The sequence below is a fragment of the Ruminococcoides intestinihominis genome, from assembly GCF_040096285.1.
Taxonomy (GTDB): domain Bacteria; phylum Bacillota; class Clostridia; order Oscillospirales; family Acutalibacteraceae; genus Ruminococcoides; species Ruminococcoides intestinihominis.
Genome location: NZ_JBBMEY010000104.1, coordinates 1 through 1,825, shown reverse-complemented (window position 1 = coordinate 1,825; position 1,825 = coordinate 1). Strand labels below are relative to the sequence as shown.

The 1,825-nt window shown below is 32.5% G+C and carries 1 protein-coding gene; it reads left to right on the top strand.

The window, feature by feature from the left end:
• Positions 1–251 precede the first annotated feature (251 nt).
• Complete coding sequence (locus WMO18_RS10935; protein WP_211148683.1) at positions 252–1,226, top strand: IS30 family transposase; 975 nt, start codon at positions 252–254, stop codon at positions 1,224–1,226.
• Positions 1,227–1,825: the final 599 nt, after the last annotated feature.

Below are 1,825 nucleotides of genomic sequence, written 5' to 3'. Positions count from 1 at the left end.
TGTACGATTAGATAAAAGTTATCTATAAATATAGGAACGAACAGTGTTCGTTCCCTACATCATATATCGAATAAATCTTATATAATCTAAAGTGCCTACCAAAACAATCCTTCCACCACTTCGTGGTTCCCCTCCCTTTACACAAGGGAGGGCAGATTATAATAACAAGTGCAACACTAAAAAAATAGACAATATGTAAACCACGGTGTAAAATGTAGTTGCAACACCAACATAGTACGGGGGTAAACATATTGTCATATACACATCTTACACTAATTGAAAGAGAAAGTCTACAAGAACTTCACGAAAAAGGTTATAGTATTAGAAAAATTGCAAAAATACTTGGACGAAGTCCTTCTACAATCAGTAGAGAGTTAAAAAGAAACTTTAGTAAAAGGCGAAAACACTATCGTTCATGGGGTGCACATGTTAAATATTTATCAAGGCGAAAAAATTGCCATAGGAAAAATAATTTACTCATTTACACAGATATATATAATTATGTATTTGATAAATTACTTTCCTTTTGGTCACCGGAAATAATAGCTAAAACATGGAATATAAATCATAATATTAAGATTTCTTTTTCTTCAATTTATCGTGGCATTTATGATAATTTGTTTTCTGGAATTACAGCTAAATCACATCTTAGAAGAAGAGGCAGACCTTATATAACTGAGCGTAAATCCTACACTAAACATCCTGATAAATCAATTCACAATCGTGATTCTGTAGTTGATGAAAGAGGAAGATTTGGTGATTATGAGGGAGATACAATTTACGGTTCAGTAGGTAAAGGATATCTTGTTACTGCTATTGATAGAAAGTCAAGATATCTTGTAGCTGCTACCTGTAAGGATAAATCTATTTTATCAATTAATGAGGCTTTTAGAGAAGCATTTGAAAAAGCTTCTTTAAAAATTAAACCACTTACATTGACTTTAGATAATGGTTCTGAGTTTAATGGATATGCTGATATTGAGAAAGATTTAGATTTGGAAATATACTTTGCAGATGTTCATGCACCTTGGCAAAGAGGTTCAAATGAAAATATCAATGGTTTATTAAGATTTTTCTTTCCAAGAGGTACTGATTTCAGAAAGATTACAAGAGTACAACTTGATGCAGTTCTTGATAAAATCAATAATAGACCTAGAAAATGTTTAGACCTTCTTTCTCCTATTGACTATTTTTATCAAAGTGTTGCACTTGGTTTGACAATCTAAGGAGCCAAGCGTAATATGTACAAATTTACAAGTTTGTACATAATTAAAAAATTGTACAGACCTTGTTGCCTCCCTCGCTGAGGGAGGTGGCTTTGCGTATGCAAAGACGGAAGGAGTGATTGGAATTGTAAATTCATTTACAATTCCATATTAGCTGAAACTTTCCTTTATTTCTAACTATAAAATATAAGAAAAATTATGAGTTACAGGTGTAGGGGACATCATTGATGTCCCGTTACAAACTAACCTTTATATAGGTATTTTGCCCTATGTAGTTATTATAAATTTATAGCCTGTAAACAGGACAATAATCCCATAGGTATCACACTTTCATTACAGGCGAACAATTAAGTGAACATCAAAGAAAACGAGCCATAGGCGAAGTTTGATTTGCTAATGTGAACTTATGCAAAAGTTTTTTGTAAAAAACTTTTGTAGTGAAGCCCTACGACTGTAAGCCAAAAGTTTGTTGTAATTTTATCCTATGTAGTTACCCTAAATTTGTACATATTCGCCAGTCTCCCTTGTGTAAAGGGAGATGTTTTGCAAATGCAAAACAGAGGGATTGTCATGGTAGATTGTGTTCTCTAAATAAGATG